Source organism: Mesorhizobium sp. USDA 4132 (assembly GCF_056279545.1).
The window spans coordinates 2,445,391-2,462,324 of record NZ_JBWCCP010000001.1 but is presented as its reverse complement, the minus strand read 5'-3'; the positions used below and the strand labels follow the sequence as shown (position 1 = coordinate 2,462,324).

The window sequence follows — 16,934 nt, the reverse complement described above, 5'->3', positions numbered from 1 at the left end:
CTCGTTTCCTTTCTCAGTTTCCGCCGCTTTTGGTCTCGTCAGACGAAGCGACCTTGGTTTCCGCCGAGCCTGAACCGGTGCCGCCGCCATAGACGACGGGGGCAAGGCTTGCTTCGGCGAGCCAGAAGTCGCGCTTGGCGTTGACGGCGAGGATGGTGGAGTCGATCTTGTCGCGGCTGTCGGCGATCAGTTCGAAGGTACTGGTGATCATGCCGTTGTAGGTGAGCATGGACTGCTGCTCGATTGCATTGCGCAGCGGCAGGACGTTATTTCGGTAATGGCGTGCGATGTCGTAGTTCGACTTGTAGGCCAGGTAAGCGGAGCGGGCTTGCGAGCGGGCATTGACCGCAAGGTCTGCCAGCTGATTGGCCGCCCGCATGTAGGCGAGCTCACCCTTTCGCAGGCGAGCCTGGCCGGAATCGAAGATCGGGATCGTGAACTCCAGCGAGGCCGTCTTTGCGACATCCGAAAGGATCTTGCCCTCGTCGCGCTCGCGTTCCTTTTCGTAGGCGCCGACGAGTTCGATGTCGGTGACGAAGCGGGTGACGTCTTCGAGTTTGTAGGACTGAGCGGTCGCCTGAAGCTCCAGGCGTGCGACCTGCAGGTTCATGCGTTTGTGGATCGATTCACCCTCGATGTCGTCGCGTTTGACCAGTGTCTTCGGCAGCGTTGGAAGACGGTTGGGAATTTGGAAATCGATGTCGGAGCCGGAGAGGCCCATCAGCCTGATCAGTTCTTCCTTGGCAAGCTTCGCTTCGAGCCTTGCCTTGGCGGTCTCTCCCGTCAACTCGGCGTAAAATACGTGTTCCCGCGCTTGTTCCCCCTTCGGCATCGATCCGGCTTCGCCGATCTTCTTGGCGAGTTCGGACGCAGCGTCGGCGGCTTCCTTCGCCTGGTTGAGGTAGGCCACATTCTCCCATGCCGCCACGGCATTGATCCAGGCGCGACGCGTTTCGGCAGCCAGAGAAATCGTGGCTATGGCTGCGTTGAGCTGGGCCTGGCGGAACCGTGTATCGGCCAGCTTGATGTTCTTGTCGTAGGTTGCCAGTGCCAGGATATTGGCGGCGACAGCCCCTTCAAGAACACGATATGCGTCAAGTCCGGGAGTGCCTATACCGGTCAGGCCGACGGAGAAGGTCGGCAAGACCGAAAGCTGCGTCTGCCATGCATCCGCAGCACTATCTCCAAGATCGGCATAGGACGCCTGAAGGCCCTTATTGTTCAGGAGAGCGACCTGAACGGCGGTCTCGACGTCGACGGTCTTCCTGGCCATCAGCGCCTTCACGCGGTCGCGGACTGCCTGAGCCTGCTGTCGGTTCTGCACCCAAACGGTTTGCTTGCCGGTTGCCTCGCTGCTTTTCGACGAGGCGTTCGTGAATCCGGCATCTTTGGCCGAATAGTCCGTCGTCACGCAACCAGCGGCGACGAGAGGGAGCACGACGGCGGACACGAGTTTGATGTGACGTGCAATCATCGCGCTCATCCTTTTTTCGGAGCCTGGGCGTCGTTGAGACCGCGCCAGGGCTTCGGGTCGACGGGCATGCGATGGGTGTAGCTGCCGATGGGGCTTTGATAGCGGACTGGCCTGACGGCGGACGGGTTGTCGGCGTAGTCTGTTGAAGCAACGACTTCAGGCAATGTGGATGCGCATCCGCTGGCAAACAGCGGCAAGGCAACCACCAGGAACAAACGTTTCATGGTGAAAATCCGAGAATAAGATCGCAATTGCGCCGATGCGCCGACTTGCGCACAGGCACAGCAAGACCCGCGGTGCGGGTGCTAGTTCTCAGATATTGGGTGGGCGATGCAGGCTCGGCTTTTGACCGACGGTGTCCGTGTCGTCAATGAACTCGCGAATGGAAACCACGCGCGGATGGCTTAACGAGGAGCCGGAGCATGTGATGGCTGCAACACCGCAATAATCCTTGCAGCAGGAGTTCTTGGACTTCTCCGGGCTGCCGTGATCTTGCTGGCCGCCGTGATGATCTGCATCCGCCATCGCAACGGCGTCGTCGCCATGGCGAGAGGAATGATCATCCTGGATCTGCGAGATCTGGGCGGAACTCTCAGGATGCATCGCGGCGTTGACAGCAGAAAAGCTGTACCCGGCCAGTGACGAGATCATCACCAGCCTGAATATCAGTGCCATCGCTTTAGATGTGATTCGATACATCCCGCTCATGCCTATGAGGATTGCCAGTGCCTTTGAGCTTGTCAATCGACGCCTTTTTCAACCACCGTTTCATGTCGTTCGTGTGGCATTGCAACAACGCCACGAAGGCAGGAAGGGCGACCCGCTGTATCTGAGGTCCAGCGGGCACCGATTGCAGTGGCTTTAATTGGGCCGGTCCGAACCACCGTAGTAGTCGCCGCTGTTGGTTGTCTTCGGGCTCGTGTCCCAACCGTTACGAAGCGCCGGATTGTTGATCGATCCGGTATATCCGTAGCTGGTGTCCCGGGCTGCTGATGCTTCCTGCGGAGGGTTGCGGTCAGCCCCTTCGTAGTAACTACCTTCCTGGGCCAGGACGGAGGTGCTCAGGAAAATTGCGGCCAGAAGCGCGGCAGCGGAAGCTGCTTTCATCATTGTGGATATTCCTTCAGAATTGCCGACCACTGGAGTTAGCGACCATGGCCGACGAGTTGCCGATGTCTTGAATGTTGAGCCGGGAATGGCCGATCGACGGCAGTTGAAAACCCGTCTGCGCCGAATCGGACGGTGCCGAGGTCAGCGGTTGTCGCGGGATTTATGCAGTTCAGCACGCGGATTGGATACGGAGACGGTCCCGAACTGCTTGTTGGTGCGCTCAACGATGCCATTGTCGAGGACCCGGAATGTCACGCTGCTATTTGACTTGGCAACGGCGGTTTCTCCGGGTTTGCCGTGTCCTTGAACAATAGCATCCACATGGGAGGCTCCGGAGACCAAGGGGCCGTTTGCCAGAGCGGGGACTGCAACGGCTGCGAAAGCAACCGATAGGATTAGGAATTTGGAATTCATGATCTTTTCCTCGTTCGACTGCGTAGTGCAGCGTGAGGAAGTTACATCGCGGCTTTGTCGGCCGCCTTTCGCCAAGTTTACAAATTTGTAAGGTGGAACAGTTCGCCGACATGGCTATCGCGGGGCAGGCATGCTGAGATCCTGCCGCAACAAAGCCTGAATCGTGCCGCTTGGAGCAACGCGGAGCGCCCGACCAAAACACTGCTCTACAAACCGGAAGCCTTATGAAAATCCTTCTCATAGAAGATGACGAGAAGACGGCCAGCTATATCCTCAAAGGTTTTACGTCGGCTGGACATGTCGTGGATTGGGTTGTCGATGGCAGGGATGGGTTGACTGCCGGACTCGACACTTCCTATGACGTGATGATCGTAGACCGGATGGTTCCAGCACTAGACGGACTGACGCTCGTAAAGAGCCTTCGTGCAGCCTCTGTCCGAACCCCGGTTCTTTTCCTCACGGCCATGAGCGGTGTCGATGACCGCGTCGAGGGTCTCGAAGCCGGGGGCGATGATTATCTCGTAAAACCTTTCGCCTTTTCGGAGCTGACGGCGAGGATCAACGCGTTGCTCAGACGTCCGCCAATGGCTGCGGAGAAGACGAAGTTGCGCGTAGGGGATCTTGAACTCGATCTGGTCAAACGAACTGCCGAACGAGCTGGAGTGCTTCTTGAACTGCTGCCGAGAGAATTCACGCTGCTGGAGCTTCTGATGCGAAACGAGGGAAGGGTGCTCACCAAAACGATGCTTCTGGAGAGGATCTGGAACTTCAATTTCGATCCACAAAGCTCGGTGGTCGAAACCCATATCAGCCGGTTGCGGTCAAAGATCGATAAACCGTTCGATTTCCCACTCCTGCACACCGTCCGCAACACCGGCTACAGCCTGCATGCGCGGCGGTAGCTTCTTCAAGAGCACGGCTGTCCGGCTTGCCTTCCTCTACATATCGCTGTTTGTCGTCTCCTACCTCGCAGCCAACGTCATCGCCTACCAGATGGTGCTGAACTTTCTCGACGACCGGCTCAACGCAAACGTTATGGAGCGATACAGGGAAATCGGTTCAGCCTACGAGGCTCGCGGTCTCCCGGGCGCAATCAGCATGATCAACAGCCATGGTCCGGCGATCCGAGGCGAAGAGACGATCTACACCCTCCGGAATTCATCCGGAGCGCTGATTGCTGGAAACGCTGAACTGAAAGGCGTTGCGAAAGGCTTCTCCACCCTGAGACCCAAAGATCAGCATCAAAGCGATGCAAACTACAAGCTGTTCCGGGGCCAACTCGACGGGAACGACCTGACCGTTGGCATCAGCTACGGCGACACCGACGAACTGGCACGGATCGTGCTGGTCAGCTTCGGGTGGGCCACCGCAATCGTATTCGCAGTCGGGCTAGGCGGAGCCGTCGTGCTGAGATATCGCACCCGTCGGCGGATTTCCGAGCTGTCCCAAACCGCTCATGCCATCGGACGCGGCGAACTTGCGAGGCGACTGCCGGTCTCTTCGAGGATGGACGAGATCGACATGTTATCGTCGGAGGTCAACGTTGCGCTGGAGCGTCTGGAGGCGAGCGTCGCCACCTTGCACCAGGTGACGACGGACGTTGCTCATGACCTGAAAACGCCCATCGGTCGCACATTCCTGATCCTGGACGACGCTCTGCAAGCAGAAACAATGGAAGAGGCCAAAAACGCGGTAGAGGCCGCTCTCGCCGAACTGACTGCGATAGCGAACACGTTCGACGCACTCCTGAGGATTGCTCAGATTGAGGCCCGCAACAGGACTGCCCATTTCAAGTCAATTGATCTCGTAGCGCTGGTCCGCGACATCTACGACATTTACGACGTGATTGCGGCGGAGGCCGGCTACGAGCTTCGTATACAAGAAGCCGGAGAGGAATGTCAGGTTCGCGCCGATCCGGACCTGATAAGGCAGATGTTGGCCAATCTGCTCGCCAACGCGCTCCGTCATACGCCGTCCGGCTCCGCCATCACATTGGGCTTGACGCATCGTGGTGGCGCGATCTGCCTGAGCGTATCCGATGACGGCCCAGGCATTCCTGCGGAAGAGCGGGAGCGGGTATTCGATCGCTTCTATCGGCTGGAAAAAAGCAGAACCACCGTCGGATCGGGTCTTGGCCTCAGCCTCGTAAAAGCGATTGCAGAGCTTCATGGCGCAAAGGTCGAGTTGCTGGACAATGCGCCGGGACTGTCCGTGGTTATTCTGTTTCGCAGCATCTGAGGCTGCGGGGGCAGTGCTTCGCGTGCGATTTTCGCGCCGTCACCCTCGCACTCGTTCACGGTTGCACATCGATCACTAGCATCAAGCCGCCACCGCCATCGACCTCGACATTGTTGTTGGTCGTGTGGTGGGGGATATGGCAGTGGACGAGCCATTTGCCCGGCCGCCGGGCGGTCCATATGACGTCATACCGTTGTCCGGGAGCAATGTTGACCGTGTCAGCTAGGTACCGGGCAGGCGGCGGTAGCGTCTCGCCGTCACGCGCAGTGACCTCGAACGGGCCTCCGTGGATGTGCATCGGATGGATGGCCGTCGTGTGGGAGCCGACGAAGCGCACCTTCAATTTCTGCCCGACCTTCATCTTGATCGTATCCGTCGCGGGATAGGATTTTCCGTTGATCGTGAAGAAGTTGGGCAGGGCGCCTTCCATCGGCATGGCGGGATATGTGAGCCACTCCCGCTTCACCCATTCCTGAAGTTGCATCGTATATTCGAGATCGGCGGGAATTTCGTCGGCCGTATCTTTGGGATCGATGATCAGCGCCCCGTACAGGCCAAGCGACTGCTGCCGATCCACATGGTCGTGCGTGTGATAGAAATATGTGCCCGACTGCCCGACCGTGTATTCGTAGGTGAAGGTCTGCCCCGGTTCTATCGGCTTCTGGGTGATCTGGGCCGCCCCGTCCATCTCGTTTGGCAGGATCAGGCCATGCCAATGAACGGTGGTGCTTTCGGGCAGCCGGTTCGTGACTTTGATCCGGACCTTGTCGCCTTGCACGACCCGCAAGGTCGGCCCCGGAACCTGATTGTTGTAGGCGTAGGCCTCCACCGTTTCGCCGGGCAATATCGACCATCCGATCACCGAGGCGGTCAGGTCGAAGACCTTGACGTCCCCTTCGATGCGCGGCGGAAGGACTTCGCCGCCGGTCGCCGTCTCCCGCGCCCGAAAACCGGCGAGGCGAGGATCGACCGCCGCCATGTCGCGCATGGCGTCGCCGGGCGTATCGAACGTCATGATCATCCCGGGGGGCCATGATCGCACCACCGACGTCGTGGGCGCCCAGATGCATATTCACCCTGGTGAACGGGTAGGCGAAGCCGGCGATCAGCATGATCGAGGTGAATGCGGCCATCGTCGCGATCTGGAGACGGGTAGGGGCGAATGCGCGGCTTGGGCGATCCTGCCCCGACCCGTGACGCTGATGATTGCTGGCTTCCTCTTGTCGGTGGTCGTCTCCGTAGGCATGTGCGCCCTCCTGTCGGTGCTGCCCATGCATGTCGCCGGCCATTTGGCCTCTCTCCGTCATCAGCCCGTGCTTCAGCCCCTTGGCGACCAGCCAGACATTGAACGGGTAGGCGATCGCAAAACCGACCCCGATGCCGAGGGCCATCACGCCCCAGAAGAGCATTTCTTCCGGCCACATGGCCCTCATGTCGCGGCCCATCATCAGGATCGCCATGACGGGAGCCATGCCGGCCATCATCGCATTCATGCTGATGAATTCCGGCATGAAGGAGTTTCGGACATTCTGCCAGTAAGTGCCGCCCATCATGTTCTTCATGAACAGAGCCTGGAAGATGAACAGGCCGAGCGTGAAACCGGCAATGTATTCGATGATGATGTCGATCCACATCGGCAGGCCGAGAAGTGCGGTGATCGCGGCGGCGATGATGATGCCCGTGGCGTCACCGGCAACGCAGTGGATCGTGGAGCCGATCCCCTGCTTCCACAGCGGCTTGATGAATTCCTCATGCGTTCCGGGCACAGGTTCCTTGTCCGCCAGGATGTAGAGGAGCAGGCCGATCGGCCCGAGGTAGAGCGTGACAAGGATGAAGCCCCATTTCATCACCGCCGGTTCGGGATTGTTCCTGAACTGGTCCCAGGCAACGTAGAGCGTGCTGATGCCGGCCAGGATGAACCAGACGAAGAGAAGGTAATCGATTGGCTGGATGAACATGGCTTCCTCCACATCGCGAAGTCACGAGATGGAGCGGACGCTACAAGTTTCCAGCGTTGGAGGGTCAAACGCTTCCAGGCGTGTTTCATGCGTTCTGCTTTTGCGTGATCGACGTTGACGGGCTGGCGGTGCCATGCTTCATCATTGACCCAGACAGGTCGTTTTCGGCTGGCGATACCGGGCTCGCAAAAGGCAGGCGGACGATATCGACAGTCGCGACAGAGCCCGGATGGGATTTGAGGAGGCGCGGTCATGGGTAAGCGGATCGTATTCACCGGCGGCAGCGGCAAGGCCGGACGGCATGTCGTGCCGTATCTTCTTGGGCAAGGGCATGAGGTGTTCAACCTCGACTTGGTGCCGCTCGATTGCCCCGGCGTCAATACGCTGATCACCGATCTCAGGGACGGCGGCGAGACCTTCAACGCGCTCTCCATGCATTTCGGCTTCAAAGGGCTGGAAAGCGGCAAGGGACCGGCGCCCGTCGATGCGGTGGTGCATTTCGCCGCCGTGCCGCGCATCCTGATGCGGCCCGACAACGCGACGTTTTCGGCCAACACGATCTCCACCTACAATGTCATCGAGGCGGCGATGAAGCTCGGCATCTCCAAGGTTATCATCGCGTCCAGCGAGACGACCTATGGCGTCTGCTTCGCCGAAGGCGACAAGGACTATCATTCGTTCCCGCTTACCGAGGATTACGATGTCGATCCGATGGATAGCTACGGTCTCTCCAAGGTCGTCAACGAGAAGACGGCGCGGGCCTTTGCCATGCGTTTCGGCGCAGACATCTATGCGCTGCGGATCGGCAACGTGATCTCGCCGGAGGACTACAGCCGCTTCCCCGGCTTCCTCGCGGACCCGCCGTCGCGCAAGCGCAATGCGTGGAGCTATATCGATGCCCGCGATCTCGGCCAGATCGTGCATCTGTGCGTCGAAAAGGACGGGCTGGGCTTCCAAGTCTTCAATGCGGTCAACGACACAATCACGGCGCGCGAGCCGACCAGACCCTTCCTGGAGCGTTGGGCGCCCGGAACGCCCATCACCGGCGAGATCGGTGAATTCGAGGCGCCGATCAGCAACCGCAAGATCCGGGAGGTGTTGGGTTTTGCCGAAAGCCACAACTGGCGGAAATACGTCTCCAATTGATTAGCGCCGCTAAAACGGGGGAAAGCCATCAAACGAGATTGGTCGGGCCGAGCTGTGCTACTATATGATTCCATGACGATGGAATCGGCGGCCTGACCCCATGAAACAATATCTCGATCTTCTCCGGCATGTGATGGAAACCGGCACCGACCGGGGCGACCGGACCGGCAAGGGCACCCGCTCGGTGTTCGGCTACCAGATGCGCTTCGACCTCACGGAAGGTTTTCCGGTCCTCACGACCAAGAAGCTGCATTTGAGATCGATCATCCACGAGCTCCTGTGGTTCCTGAAGGGCGACACCAATATCGCCTACCTGAAAGAGAACGGCGTTTCGATCTGGGATGAATGGGCCGACGAGAAGGGTGAGCTCGGGCCCATCTACGGCTACCAGTGGCGCTCCTGGCCCGCCCCCGACGGCAGCCATGTCGACCAGATCTCGCAGCTGATCGAGGGCCTCAAGGTCAATCCGAATTCGCGCCGGCATATCGTATCGGCCTGGAACGTCGGCCAGCTCGACGACATGGCGCTGCCGGCCTGCCACTGCCTGTTCCAGTTCTATGTCGCGGACGGCAAGCTCTCCTGCCAGCTCTACCAGCGTTCCGCCGACGTCTTCCTCGGCGTGCCGTTCAACATCGCGTCCTACGCCCTGCTGACGATGATGGTGGCGCAGGTCACCGGCCTGAAGCCCGGCGACTTCGTCCATACGCTCGGCGACACGCATATCTATTCGGATCATTTCGAGCAGGCGAAGCTGCAGCTGACCCGCACTCCGAAGGCGCTGCCGACGATGCGCATCAATCCCGCCGTGAAGGACATTTTCTCCTTCCGCTTCGAGGATTTTGCGCTCGAAGGGTATGAGGCCGATCCGCATATCAAGGCGGCGGTGGCGGTGTGAGCAGGCCTCGCCTCGTCATCATCGCCGCGGTTTCGCAGGACGGCGTCATCGGCCGCGATGGCGACATGCCCTGGAGGCTTTCGACGGATCTCAAGCGCTTCAAGGCGCTGACCTTGGGCAAGCCGGTCATCGTCGGGCGCCGAACCTTTGATTCCTTCGGAGGACGGCCGCTTCCGGGTCGGCCGCATGTGATCGTTACCCGCAACCCGGATTTTCATTATGACGGCGTCGATGTGGCTGCATCGTTTGACGAAGCCGTCGAGATTGCCGGCCGCAGGGCGCAGGAAACCGGCTCGGACGAAATCTTTGTGCTGGGCGGTGGCGAGATTTACGCGCAGGCGATCGGGATCGCCGACATGCTGCGCATTACCCATGTCGAAACCGGGATTTCCGACGGCGATACGCTCTTTCCGGCCATCGATCCGGATCTCTTCGACAAGGTGGAGGAGATAGCTGTTCCGGCCGGCGAGAAGGACAGCTATCCGACCCGTTTCGCCACTTATGTCCGTCGAGCCGCGACAAACTGAAACATTTCGTTACCGTTGAACGGGAAGTTATTGAACCTGCGTTGAAAGCGGGCCTCCCCATCCCTATAACGGGCAATAGCCAGATCGATGCCGCACGGCAGGGTCGCGGCTTGGGAGCGAATACGAACAAAGAGGTTTTGATGCCCTGGAGCAATCAGAATGGTGGCGGCGGTGGCCCTTGGGGCGGCGGTGGCGGTAATAATCAGGGCCCCTGGGGACAGGGACCGAACCGCCCGCGCGGCGGCGGGGGAAGCGGCGGGCCGCCGGACCTCGAAGACATCATAAGGCGCAGTCAGGACAGGCTGCGCGGCATGATGCCCGGCGGCTTCAACGGCGGCGCCTTCACGATCGTGATCATCGTCATTTTCGCCTTCCTCGCCTTTCAGTCCATCTACACCGTTCAGCCGGACGAGCGTGGCGTCGAACTGCGTTTCGGGCGGCCGAAGGATGAAATCTCCATGCCGGGCCTGCATTTCCATTTCTGGCCGCTAGAAACCGTCGAGATTGTCAAGGTCACCGAACAGCAGCAGAATATCGGCGCGACGCGGGGCTCCAGCTCCAATGCCGGCTGGATGCTGACCGGCGACCAGAACATCGTCAACGTGCAGTTCTCGGTCCTGTTCACCGTCACCGATCCGAAGGCCTATCTCTTCAACCTCGAAGGCCCGGCCGCGACGCTGCAGCAGGTTTCCGAAAGCGCCATGCGCGAAGTCGTCGGCCGTCGCCCGGCTCAGGACATTTTCCGCGACAACCGCGAAGGCATCTCGACCGAAGTGCGTAATATCATCCAGGGCACGATGGATACCTACGGCTCCGGCCTTTCCATCAATGCCGTGCCGATCGAGGATGCAGCTCCGCCGCGTGAAGTGGCCGACGCGTTCGAAGAAGTACAGCGCGCCGAACAGGACGAGGATCGTTTCGTCGAAGAAGCGAACCAGTATTCCAACCAGAAGCTCGGCCAGGCGCGCGGTCAGTCAGCTCAGGTCCGTGAAGAGGCATCCGCCTACAAGGACAAGGTCGTCAACGAAGCGCAGGGCGAAGCGCAGCGCTTCGTTTCGATCTACAACGAATATGCGAACGCGCCTGAAGTGACGCGCCGGCGGATCTTCCTCGAAACCATGGAAACGGTCCTGAAGAATTCCCGCAAGATCATTCTGGACAACAAGGACGGCGTGGTTCCCTATCTGCCGCTCAACGAGATGATCAAGCCGCAGACGACCCAGGGGGGCACACGATGAACTCCAATCGACTCCCCGCAATCCTGATCGGCCTCGCGGTTCTCCTCGTGCTGATCTATTCGTCGGTTTTCGTGGTCAACGAGCGCGAACAGGCAGTCGTCGTCCGCTTCGGTGAGATCCAGGACGTCAAACGCGCGCCTGGCATCTATTTCAAGCTGCCATTCGCCTTCATGGATGCCGATCGTGTCCAGTATGTCGAGGACCGGGCTTTGCGCTTCGATCTCGACAATATCCGCGTACAGGTGCGCGGTGGTGCGTTTTATGAAGTCGACGCTTTCGTCGTCTATTCGATTGCCGATCCGCGCCTCTTCCGGGAAACGGTCTCGGGTGATCGCGATTCGGCCGAGTCGCGGCTTCGCACCCGCCTCGATGCAGCGTTGCGCCGTGTCTACGGTCTGCGCAATTTCGATGCGGCGCTCTCCAACGAACGCTCTTCGATGATGCAGGAGGTTCGCACCGACCTCACTGCTGCGGCGGAAACCTTGGGGCTTGCGATCCGCGACGTTCGTATCCGCCGCACCGACCTCACTCAGGAAGTCTCTCAGCAGACCTTCCAGCGCATGAAGGCCGAGCGTCTTGCCGAGGCTGAGCTGATCCGCGCCCGTGGTAACGAGCAAGGCCAGCGGCGTCGTGCCATTGCCGACCGTCAGGTCGTCGAACTGGTCTCCGAAGCGCAGCGGGATTCGGAAATCCTGCGCGGTCAGGGCGATGCCGAGCGCAACAAGATCTTCGGCGAGGCCTTCCAGCGCGATCCGGCCTTCTTCGAGTTCTACCGCACGATGCGCGCCTATGTGGCCGCACTTGCCGATAACGGCACGACGCTTGTGTTGTCGCCGGATTCGGAATTCTTCCGGTTCTTCAACTCGTCTGCAGGTCAGGCACTCGCGCCGGTGCCGGCACCTGCGCGGCCGGCGCCGCCTGCTGCACCCGCAGCGCCGGCGAACTGATCCCATAGGACTGGGGCGGCGCAATGCCGCCCCTTTCATAACAGGACCATCCACAGGCGTGACGGGTAGAGGACACAATCCTCACGAAAAGGTAATTTCCACCGTCGCCATTCCGCCTTATGCTCTGTCGAAACTCCGCCCGATTCAAAGGTTCCTATAGCCTGCCCGGGTCGAGACCGCTCTTCCGGGGTGATGCGGACAATCCAACAGCGAGGACGCCAGATGGCCCATTCGGTTCGATCGACCTTCAAGCGCACCGTCACGCTTGCGGCAACTTTTGCCGTCCTGGCGGCACCCTTGCAGGCGATTGCCCAGACGCCGGTCCCTGCCGCTCCGGGGCAGAATGCAAATCCGCCGGCCGCCGGTTCTCCCGGCGTCATGCTGCCGGCCCCGCCGACACCGTCGCCGAGCATCAATCCGCCTCCGGCTCCAGCGCCGATGGCAGGCGGCGGCCCGGGTTCGATCGCTGATCTCGCCGAAGGTCTGCTCGATGCCGTCGTCAACATCTCGACATCGCAGAGCGTCAAGGACCAGGGGGCCGGCCCACAGCCACAGATCCAGGAGGGCTCGCCTTTCCAGGAGTTCTTCGAGGACTTCTTCGATGGCCAGGGCAAGCAGAACGGCAATCAGAAGGTTTCTTCCCTCGGCTCCGGCTTCGTGATCGACCCTTCCGGCTACGTGGTCACCAACAACCACGTCATCGAAGGTGCCGACGACATCGAGGTGATTTTTCCGAACGGCACGAAGCTCAAGGCCAGGCTGGTCGGCACTGACACCAAGACCGACCTTTCGGTGCTGAAGGTCGAGCCCAAGGCGCCGCTGAAGGCAGTGCGTTTCGGCGATTCCCGCCGCATGAGGATCGGCGACTGGGTGATGGCGATCGGCAACCCGTTCGGCCTCGGCGGGTCCGTGACACTGGGCATCATCTCGGCGCGTGGGCGCAACATCAATGCCGGCCCCTATGACAACTTCATCCAGACGGATGCGGCGATCAACAAGGGCAATTCCGGTGGCCCGCTGTTCAACATGCGCGGCGAGGTGATCGGTATCAACACGGCGATCATTTCACCCTCCGGCGGTTCGATCGGCATTGGTTTCGCCGTGCCGACGGAACTCGCCGAAAATGTCGTGCACCAGCTGACCGAATTCGGCGAGACGCGTCGCGGCTGGCTCGGCGTGCGCATCCAGCCGGTGACCGACGACGTTGCGGCAAGCCTTGGTCTCGACCGGGCACGTGGCGCGCTGGTGTCGGGCGTGGTCAGCGGCGGGCCGATCAAGAACGGCGAGATCAAGGCCGGCGACGTGATCCTGAGCTTCGACGGCCAGGCGGTCAACGAGATGCGCGACCTGCCGCGCATCGTGGCGGAAAGCCCGGTCAGCAAGGAAGTCGACGTGGTGATCCTGCGCGACGGCAAGCAGCAGACCGTCAAGGTGACGCTCGGGCGCCTCGAAGACAGTGCCGAGCCGCAGGAGGAAGACGATCAGCCGGCCCTGCCGGAAGGCCAGGGCCAGAACAAGGCGCCCAACAACAATGCGCCCGGCGACCAGAAGGGCGAGCTCAGCCGGGACCCTGCCGCAGCCTTCGGCATGACGCTCGCCGTGCTCGACGAGGATCGCCGCAAGAGCTTCAGCATTGTCGAAAGCGTCGAGGGCGTGGTGATCACGGCCGTCGCGCCGAACTCGCCCGCCGCCCAGAAGGGGCTGAAGGTCGGCGAGGTCGTGGTCGAGGTGGCGCAGGATTTTGTCGAAAGCCCGGCCGACGTCGTCAAGCGGATCGCCGTGCTGAAGTCCGAAGGCCGCCGCAACGCGCATGTGATGGTTTCGGATCCTTCCGGCAACCTGCGCTTCGTGGCGCTGCCGCTGGAGTAAGCTCAAGAGCAGAGCGGTCAGCGGGTGCGTTCCGCAGCCGCCTTCTGCCGTTGCCATTCGTCGCGCGTGACCGCATAAACCACATGCGGTTTCAGATGCGGGTGCGTATCCGGCACCCGCGGATGGTCGAAATCCATGCCGGTGATGCGGTGCAGGCCGAGCCGTTTCATCACCGCGGTCGATCGCCTGTTTTCGCCGACTGCAAAGGAGACGACTGCGTTGAGATGCTTTTCCCCGAAAGCGAAGTCGAGCAGGGCGCGTGCTGCCTCCGTGGCATAACCGTTGCCCCAGAACCGGGTCGCCAGCCGCCAGCCGATCTCCACCGTTTCCAGCGGAAAGATATCCGGCATGTTGGCAAGGGACAGGCCGCAGAAACCCATGGGCTCCTGTGTTTCCTTCAGTTCCAGCGCGTAGAAACCGAGCCCCGTCTCGGTGATCGTGTCGTTGAGCCTGGCGAGAAATGCATCCGCCTCTTCATGGGTGCGGCGGAACGGAAAAAACTCCATCACCTTCGGATCGGAATTGATCTCTCGAAAGAGATCACGGTCGCTGTCGATCCAGCTCCTGAGGCGCAGGCGTTCGGTTTCGAGGATGATCATCGGACGATGCACGGTCAGCCTGCGTTATGACGCTCTCGAAGAGGATTTTGGCTTCTGGAAACTGATGCGGAGCTTTGTGCCCGTCGCATCGGCGAACCGTTGCAGGGTGCGGGTCGAGGGCATGGAACGACCACTCTCCAGCCGGGCGATGGCGGCCTGAGTCGTGCCCATGGCCCTGGCGACGTCTTCCTGCGTCATGGAGGCCTGGGCGCGTGCCTTGATCAAGGCCTCCGCGAGGGCAAACTCCTCTTCGAGCGCATCATAGGCTGCGACGAATTCGGGGTCCTTGAACCATTCCTTCGCTGCCTCGCTTACCAGAAGGCTCTTCTTGTTCATCTCACATCCTTTGCCCGTCTGAGCGCGATCTCAATTTCGCGTCTGGGCGTTTTCTGCGTCTTCTTCTGAAAGACATGCAAGACCACGATCCGATGACCTGAAGCCGTTACATAAGCTGCCCGGGCTATCCCGTCTCGGCCGCGCATCCGCATTTCCCAGATCGGCCCTTCAAGGTGCTTCACATAGGGCTCGTGCACCTTGGCGGGTCCTTCCAGCTCGATCAGCTTTACGATGCGGAGAAAACTGGCAACAATATCGGTGGGAAACGCCTCTAGCTCGATCCTGATGCGATCGTTCAGAAATTCCATTTTCCAACGCATTGAATATACCATTTTTGCAATGATTTTCAATGCGTATGATGCGATGCGAACTGCACTTCGTCAATCGCTTAGGTTGTGTCTAGGTGACGATGAAATCCGTCCTGCGATAACCCTGGATGTAGAGCAGGGCGGTTAAGTCGCCGTGGTCGATGCGCATCTTGGCCTGGGCGGCAACGGTGGGCTTGGCGTGCAGCGCGACGCCGGAACCGGCGATGTCGAGCATGCCGAGATCGTTGGCGCCGTCGCCGACGGCGATCGTGTCTTCCGGCGAGATGCCGAGCTTTTCCGCGATGGCAAGGAGCGCGTCGATCTTGGCCTGCTTGCCGAGGATGGGTTCGGCAACCTCACCGGTGAGAATGCCGTCGTTTTCGAGGAGGATGTTGGCGCGGTTCTCGTCGAAGCCGAGGGTCGCGGCGATGCGGCTGGTAAAGACGGTAAAGCCGCCCGACACGAGGGCGGCGTAATTGCCTTTGGCCTTCATGGTGGCGATCAGTTCCGGCCCGCCTGATGTCAGCGTAATGCGCTTGGCGATGACGTCGTCGACGACGGTGATCGGCAGGCCCTTCAGAAGTGCGACGCGCTCGCGAAGCGCGGGTTCGAAAGCGATCTCGCCGTTCATGGCGCGGGCGGTGATCGTCGCGACCTTGTCCTTCAGCCCCACGACATCGGCGAGCTCGTCTATGCATTCCTGGCCGATCATGGTCGAATCCATGTCGGCGATCAGGAATTTCTTGCGACGCGTATCCGCAGCCTGGATAACGAGATCGATGGGTGCGCTGCCAATGAGAGCCCTCAGATCGGCCTCGGCTATCTGCGGGTCGGTTCCGTCGCGCAGCACGATATCGCAGGCGATACCATCCGCCAGCCAGTAGAGGCCCGAGGCTTTCACTGCCTCCGCTGCTTGTTCTCCGAGCTTTTGCGTGAGAACTGGATTTGACGGATGGGCAATGAGCGTGGCAACGAAAGCCATATGAGCGACCTTATCGACAATTTTGATGCGATCCTGATAACCGGGCCGACGGCCAGCGGCAAGTCGGCGCTTGCATTGCGCCTGGCGCGCGAGAAAAACGGCGTGGTGATCAATGCCGATAGCATGCAGGTCTACGACACGCTGCGGATTCTGACGGCGCGACCGGCGGAGGGCGAGATGGAGGGCGTGCCGCACCTGCTCTACGGGCATGTGCCGGCGACGAGGGCCTATTCCACCGGCGAGTGGCTGAGGGACGTGACAGCGCTTCTACCGGAACTGAAGCGCGAGGGCCGGCTGCCGGTCTTCGTCGGCGGCACGGGGCTTTATTTCAAGGCGCTCACCGGCGGCCTGTCCGACATGCCGGAAATCTCGCAGGATGTTCGCTGTGAAGTGCGCCTGCGTCTCAAGGAGGAAGGACCGGAAGCGCTGCATGCGGAGCTTTCGGCACGCGATGCGACGGTAGCGGCGAGCCTGGAGCCGAAGGACGGACAGCGGATCGTGAGAGCGCTGGAGGTTCTGGCGGAGACCGGCCGCTCCATCGCCGAGTTTCAGGGCAGGCAGGGGCCGATGGTGATCGACCCTTCGAGGGCGAAGAAGCTTGTCGTCCTGCCAGACAGAAAGCTGCTGCACGAACGGATCAACCGCCGTTTCGAGACAATGCTGGAGACCGGGGCCGTGGATGAGGTGAGGGCGCTGCTGGCACTCGGTCCCACACCCGACCTGCCTGTCATGAAGGCGATCGGCGTTGCGCAGATCGCCGAGATGCTGGAGGGCCGTATGAGCCGGGAAGAGGTTATCGAACGCAGCTCGGCACTGACCCGTCAATATGCCAAGCGGCAGATGACCTGGTTTCGCAACCAGATGGACGAAAGCTGGGAGCGATTGGCCTGAGA

At 60.5% G+C, this 16,934-nt stretch carries 18 protein-coding genes and 1 pseudogene; 9 read left to right on the top strand and 10 right to left on the bottom strand.

Features of this window, described 5'->3' with window-relative positions:
• Positions 1-13: 13 nt before the first annotated feature.
• From ACZ9IU_RS12700 to ACZ9IU_RS12680, 5 genes are all read right to left on the bottom strand, one after another.
• The gene (locus tag ACZ9IU_RS12700) at positions 14-1,474 is read right to left on the bottom strand and encodes a TolC family protein (RefSeq protein ID WP_038549283.1); all 1,461 of its coding nucleotides are present in this window, start codon (positions 1,472-1,474) and stop codon (positions 14-16) included.
• Between the two features lie 5 nt (positions 1,475-1,479).
• Positions 1,480-1,698, bottom strand: coding sequence for a hypothetical protein (locus ACZ9IU_RS12695; protein WP_080719165.1), 219 nt, complete (start codon positions 1,696-1,698; stop codon positions 1,480-1,482).
• A gap of 88 nt (positions 1,699-1,786) precedes the next feature.
• Complete coding sequence (locus tag ACZ9IU_RS12690; RefSeq protein WP_498957259.1) at positions 1,787-2,218, bottom strand: hypothetical protein; 432 nt, start codon at positions 2,216-2,218, stop codon at positions 1,787-1,789.
• A gap of 117 nt (positions 2,219-2,335) precedes the next feature.
• A complete protein-coding gene (locus ACZ9IU_RS12685; protein WP_038543455.1) occupies positions 2,336-2,584 on the bottom strand; it encodes a hypothetical protein in 249 nt (82 codons plus the stop codon).
• A gap of 141 nt (positions 2,585-2,725) precedes the next feature.
• Positions 2,726-2,998, bottom strand: coding sequence for a hypothetical protein (locus ACZ9IU_RS12680; protein WP_080719164.1), 273 nt, complete (start codon positions 2,996-2,998; stop codon positions 2,726-2,728).
• 224 nt (positions 2,999-3,222) lie between these two features.
• Between ACZ9IU_RS12680 and ACZ9IU_RS12675 the strand changes: the two genes are divergently transcribed.
• Positions 3,223-3,900: a winged helix-turn-helix domain-containing protein gene (locus ACZ9IU_RS12675; RefSeq protein ID WP_038543453.1), complete on the top strand. Its 678-nt coding sequence runs from the start codon at positions 3,223-3,225 to the stop codon at positions 3,898-3,900.
• Entirely contained in the window at positions 3,887-5,236 is a 1,350-nt protein-coding gene (locus tag ACZ9IU_RS12670; RefSeq protein WP_038543451.1) for a sensor histidine kinase, read from the top strand. The genes ACZ9IU_RS12675 and ACZ9IU_RS12670 overlap by 14 nt, the downstream gene beginning before the upstream one ends.
• 55 nt (positions 5,237-5,291) lie before the next feature.
• Here the strand turns inward: ACZ9IU_RS12670 and ACZ9IU_RS12665 are convergent.
• Positions 5,292-7,194: pseudogene (locus ACZ9IU_RS12665) on the bottom strand (multicopper oxidase domain-containing protein).
• Positions 7,195-7,446: 252 nt separating this feature from the next.
• Between ACZ9IU_RS12665 and ACZ9IU_RS12660 the strand changes: the two are divergent.
• The 6 genes from ACZ9IU_RS12660 (at position 7,447) to ACZ9IU_RS12635 (ending at position 13,816) form a co-directional block, all read left to right on the top strand.
• Complete coding sequence (locus ACZ9IU_RS12660; protein ID WP_038543447.1) at positions 7,447-8,340, top strand: NAD-dependent epimerase/dehydratase family protein; 894 nt, start codon at positions 7,447-7,449, stop codon at positions 8,338-8,340.
• A 100-nt stretch (positions 8,341-8,440) separates the two neighbouring features.
• Positions 8,441-9,235 carry a thymidylate synthase gene (locus ACZ9IU_RS12655; RefSeq protein ID WP_038543446.1) on the top strand — a complete coding sequence of 265 codons (795 nt, stop codon included), beginning with the start codon at positions 8,441-8,443 and terminating at the stop codon, positions 9,233-9,235.
• Positions 9,232-9,762 (top strand): dihydrofolate reductase, encoded by a 531-nt coding sequence (locus tag ACZ9IU_RS12650; RefSeq protein ID WP_038543444.1) that lies wholly within the window; start codon positions 9,232-9,234, stop codon positions 9,760-9,762. Before ACZ9IU_RS12655 ends, ACZ9IU_RS12650 begins: the two co-directional genes overlap by 4 nt.
• Positions 9,763-9,902: 140 nt before the next feature.
• Positions 9,903-11,000 carry an FtsH protease activity modulator HflK gene (gene hflK / locus ACZ9IU_RS12645; RefSeq protein ID WP_038543442.1) on the top strand — a complete coding sequence of 366 codons (1,098 nt, stop codon included), beginning with the start codon at positions 9,903-9,905 and terminating at the stop codon, positions 10,998-11,000.
• The gene (gene hflC, locus ACZ9IU_RS12640) at positions 10,997-11,947 is read left to right on the top strand and encodes a protease modulator HflC (RefSeq protein ID WP_038543440.1); all 951 of its coding nucleotides are present in this window, start codon (positions 10,997-10,999) and stop codon (positions 11,945-11,947) included. The genes hflK and hflC overlap by 4 nt, the downstream gene beginning before the upstream one ends.
• 222 nt (positions 11,948-12,169) lie before the next feature.
• Entirely contained in the window at positions 12,170-13,816 is a 1,647-nt protein-coding gene (locus ACZ9IU_RS12635) for a Do family serine endopeptidase (protein ID WP_038543438.1), read from the top strand.
• A gap of 17 nt (positions 13,817-13,833) precedes the next feature.
• On the opposite strand, the gene ACZ9IU_RS12630 is transcribed toward ACZ9IU_RS12635, so the two are convergent.
• The 4 genes from ACZ9IU_RS12630 to serB are packed head-to-tail and all read right to left on the bottom strand — an operon-like array spanning position 13,834 to position 16,041.
• Entirely contained in the window at positions 13,834-14,415 is a 582-nt protein-coding gene (locus ACZ9IU_RS12630) for a GNAT family N-acetyltransferase (RefSeq protein ID WP_038543436.1), read from the bottom strand.
• A 24-nt stretch (positions 14,416-14,439) separates the two neighbouring features.
• Complete coding sequence (locus tag ACZ9IU_RS12625) at positions 14,440-14,751, bottom strand: helix-turn-helix domain-containing protein (RefSeq protein ID WP_051899734.1); 312 nt, start codon at positions 14,749-14,751, stop codon at positions 14,440-14,442.
• Positions 14,748-15,101 carry a type II toxin-antitoxin system RelE/ParE family toxin gene (locus tag ACZ9IU_RS12620; RefSeq protein ID WP_498957254.1) on the bottom strand — a complete coding sequence of 118 codons (354 nt, stop codon included), beginning with the start codon at positions 15,099-15,101 and terminating at the stop codon, positions 14,748-14,750. Before ACZ9IU_RS12620 ends, ACZ9IU_RS12625 begins: the two co-directional genes overlap by 4 nt.
• 49 nt (positions 15,102-15,150) lie before the next feature.
• A complete protein-coding gene (gene serB, locus ACZ9IU_RS12615; RefSeq protein WP_038543434.1) occupies positions 15,151-16,041 on the bottom strand; it encodes a phosphoserine phosphatase SerB in 891 nt (296 codons plus the stop codon).
• Here serB and miaA point away from each other — a divergent pair, their 5' ends adjacent.
• Positions 16,042-16,932, top strand: coding sequence for a tRNA (adenosine(37)-N6)-dimethylallyltransferase MiaA (gene miaA / locus ACZ9IU_RS12610; RefSeq protein WP_038543432.1), 891 nt, complete (start codon positions 16,042-16,044; stop codon positions 16,930-16,932). It abuts the gene before it with no gap.
• Positions 16,933-16,934 lie beyond the last annotated feature (2 nt).

What these genes read in the sequence shown, in the direction of transcription:
- ACZ9IU_RS12700 (WP_038549283.1), bottom strand. Translation starts at nt 1,474, where the DNA reads ATGATTGCACGTCACATCAAACTCGTGTCCGCCGTCGTGCTCCCTCTC.
- ACZ9IU_RS12695 (WP_080719165.1), bottom strand. Translation starts at nt 1,698, where the DNA reads ATGAAACGTTTGTTCCTGGTGGTTGCCTTGCCGCTGTTTGCCAGCGGA.
- ACZ9IU_RS12685 (WP_038543455.1), bottom strand. Translation starts at nt 2,584, where the DNA reads ATGATGAAAGCAGCTTCCGCTGCCGCGCTTCTGGCCGCAATTTTCCTG.
- ACZ9IU_RS12680 (WP_080719164.1), bottom strand. Translation starts at nt 2,998, where the DNA reads ATGAATTCCAAATTCCTAATCCTATCGGTTGCTTTCGCAGCCGTTGCA.
- ACZ9IU_RS12675 (WP_038543453.1), top strand. Translation starts at nt 3,223, where the DNA reads ATGAAAATCCTTCTCATAGAAGATGACGAGAAGACGGCCAGCTATATC.
- ACZ9IU_RS12670 (WP_038543451.1), top strand. Translation starts at nt 3,887, where the DNA reads ATGCGCGGCGGTAGCTTCTTCAAGAGCACGGCTGTCCGGCTTGCCTTC.
- ACZ9IU_RS12660 (WP_038543447.1), top strand. Translation starts at nt 7,447, where the DNA reads ATGGGTAAGCGGATCGTATTCACCGGCGGCAGCGGCAAGGCCGGACGG.
- ACZ9IU_RS12655 (WP_038543446.1), top strand. Translation starts at nt 8,441, where the DNA reads ATGAAACAATATCTCGATCTTCTCCGGCATGTGATGGAAACCGGCACC.
- hflK (WP_038543442.1), top strand. Translation starts at nt 9,903, where the DNA reads ATGCCCTGGAGCAATCAGAATGGTGGCGGCGGTGGCCCTTGGGGCGGC.
- hflC (WP_038543440.1), top strand. Translation starts at nt 10,997, where the DNA reads ATGAACTCCAATCGACTCCCCGCAATCCTGATCGGCCTCGCGGTTCTC.
- ACZ9IU_RS12635 (WP_038543438.1), top strand. Translation starts at nt 12,170, where the DNA reads ATGGCCCATTCGGTTCGATCGACCTTCAAGCGCACCGTCACGCTTGCG.
- ACZ9IU_RS12630 (WP_038543436.1), bottom strand. Translation starts at nt 14,415, where the DNA reads ATGATCATCCTCGAAACCGAACGCCTGCGCCTCAGGAGCTGGATCGAC.
- ACZ9IU_RS12625 (WP_051899734.1), bottom strand. Translation starts at nt 14,751, where the DNA reads ATGAACAAGAAGAGCCTTCTGGTAAGCGAGGCAGCGAAGGAATGGTTC.
- serB (WP_038543434.1), bottom strand. Translation starts at nt 16,041, where the DNA reads ATGGCTTTCGTTGCCACGCTCATTGCCCATCCGTCAAATCCAGTTCTC.
- miaA (WP_038543432.1), top strand. Translation starts at nt 16,042, where the DNA reads ATGAGCGACCTTATCGACAATTTTGATGCGATCCTGATAACCGGGCCG.